Annotated in this window: 2 protein-coding genes and 2 pseudogenes; 2 read left to right on the top strand and 2 right to left on the bottom strand. The window is 68.1% G+C overall.

What is annotated here, in order from left to right; all coding sequences use genetic code 11:
- A pseudogene (locus ACT6Y9_RS09875) lies at positions 1-590 on the bottom strand (hypothetical protein); the annotation flags it as partial.
- 297 nt (positions 591-887) lie between these two features.
- On the opposite strand from ACT6Y9_RS09875, the gene ACT6Y9_RS09870 reads away from it, so the two are divergent.
- On the top strand, positions 888-1,697 hold the full coding sequence (locus ACT6Y9_RS09870; RefSeq protein ID WP_443744398.1) for a hypothetical protein: 810 nt from the start codon (positions 888-890) through the stop codon (positions 1,695-1,697).
- Positions 1,698-1,891: 194 nt separating this feature from the next.
- On the top strand, positions 1,892-2,917 hold the full coding sequence (locus tag ACT6Y9_RS09865; RefSeq protein WP_443744397.1) for an alpha/beta hydrolase fold domain-containing protein: 1,026 nt from the start codon (positions 1,892-1,894) through the stop codon (positions 2,915-2,917).
- Positions 2,918-2,929: 12 nt separating this feature from the next.
- On the opposite strand, the pseudogene ACT6Y9_RS09860 reads toward ACT6Y9_RS09865, so the two are convergent.
- Positions 2,930-3,133 (bottom strand): annotated as a pseudogene (locus ACT6Y9_RS09860) (hypothetical protein); the annotation flags it as partial.

The following is a 3,133-nucleotide window of genomic DNA, read 5'->3' as shown; positions in this document are numbered from 1 at the left end:
TCGGGAGAGATGAGGCCGCCGAGTTCGCCCGCCCAGGCGAGCGCAGCAACAACGGCGCCTGCGCGCTCCAGAGCGGCGAGCGGGCGCGCGCAGCGCAGGGAGGGCTCTTCGAGGAGCTCGGAGGAGGCCAGGGGCGTCACGCCCTCGACGTCCACGGTGCCGGCGACGGCGAGCGTGAGGCCGAGGAGGGGCTTCGAGGGCTGCCCGCCCTCGGCGTCCTTTGGCGCGCCCTGCGCCTCGTCGAAGACCGAGAAGGCGTGCGTGCGGCGCTCGGGCATTTCAAGCGGCCGCAGGGCGACGGCGTGCAGGAGCCTGCCGGCCTCACCCGCGAGCTCGTCGGAGCCCGCGAGCGCTTGCGCCGCGGTGATGCGGCCCCGCTTCACGGCGTCCGTCTTCTCGGCGAGCGGCAGCCGGTTGAGCGCGACCATGGCTTCGGCCGCTCCGGAGAGGCGCGTCGTGCCGCGGCCGAGACGCCGCACGACGGGAGTCCCGGAATTCCCCGCGGCGCCGACCGAGGCGCCGGCGGCGGGAAGCGTCTCGGAGCTGGCCCCGGACATGGTTTCGGAGGAGGTGTTCTTCTTTTCGTTCATTGTTCTCTGCATGCAGCCCGGCCCGGGTCGGGATGCCCGGCGGGTCTCGCTTCTCTGAAGCTCCTAATCCTACCGTGCGCAGGCCGGCCGGGCGGTGATGAAGCGTTCGATGATGTTCCGCGTTGTTTCATGGCGCCGCCAACACGCATCGCCCGCCGGCGGCGGACTCTGCGCATTCTTTTCTCGCAGCAGGCCCGAACGGGCGATAATCCCGCCTTCACAACACATGACCGTCCGCGGCCCTTCTTCGCCCGACTCGAGCTTGAGGCGCCGCGCAATGAGCCCGAAGGAATCAAAATGACCGAAGAGAAGAAGACTGAAAACGCCGCGGGTGAAACGCCCCTCGTCGCGAGCGAGTACCCGATGACGGGTCTCGCGCTCCTCGCGCTCCCCGCCTGGGAGCCCGCGATGCTGCGCGAGTCGCTCCTCTCAGACTGGCAGATCGACCCGGGCGAGCCGCCTGCTTCGGTCCAGGAACCGTGGATCTTCACGGTGGACGGCTCCCTCGTGGTGATCGGGCTTGAACCCCATCCGGTTCCCGACAACGCCGCCGACCTGCAGGCGAAGAATTCGCCCGAGTGGCCGGGCGCGGTCGAAGCCGCGCAGACGCATCAGGCCTACCTCGCCGTCGCCGTGATCGCGCAGCAGACGAGCCTCGTCGAGAACGCCCGCACGGCCGTGAAGATCCTCGGGAGCCTCTGCAGCGAGCCCAACGTGCGCGCCGTAAACGCCGCTTCGCGCCTCTTCTCGCCCGAGGCCTACCGCAAGGGCGCGCTCGCGATGAAGCAGAACGAACGCGTCTTTCCGATCTTCAACCTCATCTTCTTCGGCGTCTGGACGCCCGTCGAAGGCGGCCGTCCGGCCGGATACACCGTCGGCCTCGACCGCTTCGGCGCGCCCGAGGTGGAGATCCTCGAGAGCCCGCTGCAGCCCATGGAGCTGCGCGCGCAGCTCGTGCACGCCGCCATGATGCAGATCTCGCGCGGACGCGCCTTCGACGACGGCGAGGAGATCGAATTGGGCGGGGTCGAATTCCGCGCCGCCCGCAAGCCCTCCGTCGCGCTCCCCGACGTCATCACATCGCAGCTCGAGCCCGTGAAGGCCTGATCGCCGCAGGCGCGAGACGAACCGGAACCACCCAACTGTTTGGGTGGTTCTTCTCCTTCCTTCGGTGTAGCTTCTTTTGGATGATGCCTGCGGAAGCGGCGGCGAACCGCACGCCCCTTCCGGATCCCGACCTCCCGCCCGCGGGCGTCGAAGATGCTCTTCACCGCACACCTCTTACGAAAGGAAATACGTCCATGCAGTTCATGAAGCCCACGGCAGCCGCTCTCGGCTGCGTGCTCGCCGCCGCACTCTTCAACAGCGCCTGCGCCGCCGATTATTCGAAGCTCCCCGGCTGGACCGAGGGCGCCGAAGTGATCCGCGTTGAGGGCAGCCGTCCCCAGATCGACATGATTTCGGGCGTGATCTACAGCCAGGTGAAGGGCTCCCGCGCCGTGCGGCAGCTGCGCATGACGTTTGAAATCCCCCGCACGAAGGAGAAGAAGCCCGCGGTCATCTACTTCCCCGGCGGCGGCTTCACCTCGAGCGACCACGAGAAGTTCTCTGAAATGCGCCGCGCGCTCGCCGAGGCCGGCTTCGTCGTCGCCGCGGCCGAATACCGCGTCGTGCCGACGAAGTTCCCCGCGCTTGTTGAAGACGCGAAGGCCGCCGTGCGCTACGTCCGCGCCCACGCGGCGGAATACGGCGTGGATCCCGACCGCATCGGCATCATCGGCGACTCCGCGGGCGGCTATGTCGTGCAGATGACGGGCACCACGAACGGCGAGCAGGGCTGGGACAAGGGCGACTTCCTCAACGTCTCCTCCGACGTGCAGGCGGTGTGCACGATCTACGGCATCTCCGACCTGCAGACGATCGGTTCGGACTACGGTCCCGATCAGCAGAAGGTCCACGCGTCGCCCGCCGTCACCGAGGCGCTCCTCGTGAACGGCCCGGCCTTCCGCAACAACCCCGGCGCCCCCATCACCGCCGATCCGAAGAAGGCGATGTTCGCGAGCGCGCTCGGCCACGTGGACGGCACGGAGCCCCCGTTCCTCATCCTCCACGGCGCCAAGGACCGCCTCGTCTCACCGTCGCAGAGCGCCAAGCTCTTCCGCGCCCTGAAGGAGAAGAAGGTTCCGGCCGAGTACGTCCTCGTTGAGAACGCCGATCACGGCGACCTTCCCTGGTACCAGGACGCGCTCGTGAACCGCGTGGTCGACTGGTTCAAGAAGACCCTGAAGCCCGCCGACGGCAAGGCCGCGGCCGGCAATACGCTCTGAGGTCCGACGGGATCAGACGACTGCCGCCTCTGAAGACGAGGGCTTGCACCCGTCCCGAGGCGCGGCTCCATAGCCCGCGAGTTCGATGAGGTTTCCGTCCGGATCCCGGACGTAGAAGCTCCGCATCGGCCCGCGGGCTCCGTTTCTCTCGACGATGCCGAGCTCAACAGGATTGCCGCAGGAGTCCCCTTCCTTCAGGTGGGGGAGGAATGCGGC

The sequence above is a fragment of the Sutterella sp. genome (assembly GCF_052272535.1).
Taxonomy (GTDB): Bacteria; Pseudomonadota; Gammaproteobacteria; order Burkholderiales; family Burkholderiaceae_F; genus Sutterella.
This window is presented reverse-complemented; position numbering and strand designations above follow the sequence as displayed.

Bases quoted from the DNA above. Each gene is read 5' to 3' on its own strand.
- ACT6Y9_RS09870 (WP_443744398.1), top strand. From the start codon at position 888: ATGACCGAAGAGAAGAAGACTGAAAACGCCGCGGGTGAAACGCCCCTC.
- ACT6Y9_RS09865 (WP_443744397.1), top strand. From the start codon at position 1,892: ATGCAGTTCATGAAGCCCACGGCAGCCGCTCTCGGCTGCGTGCTCGCC.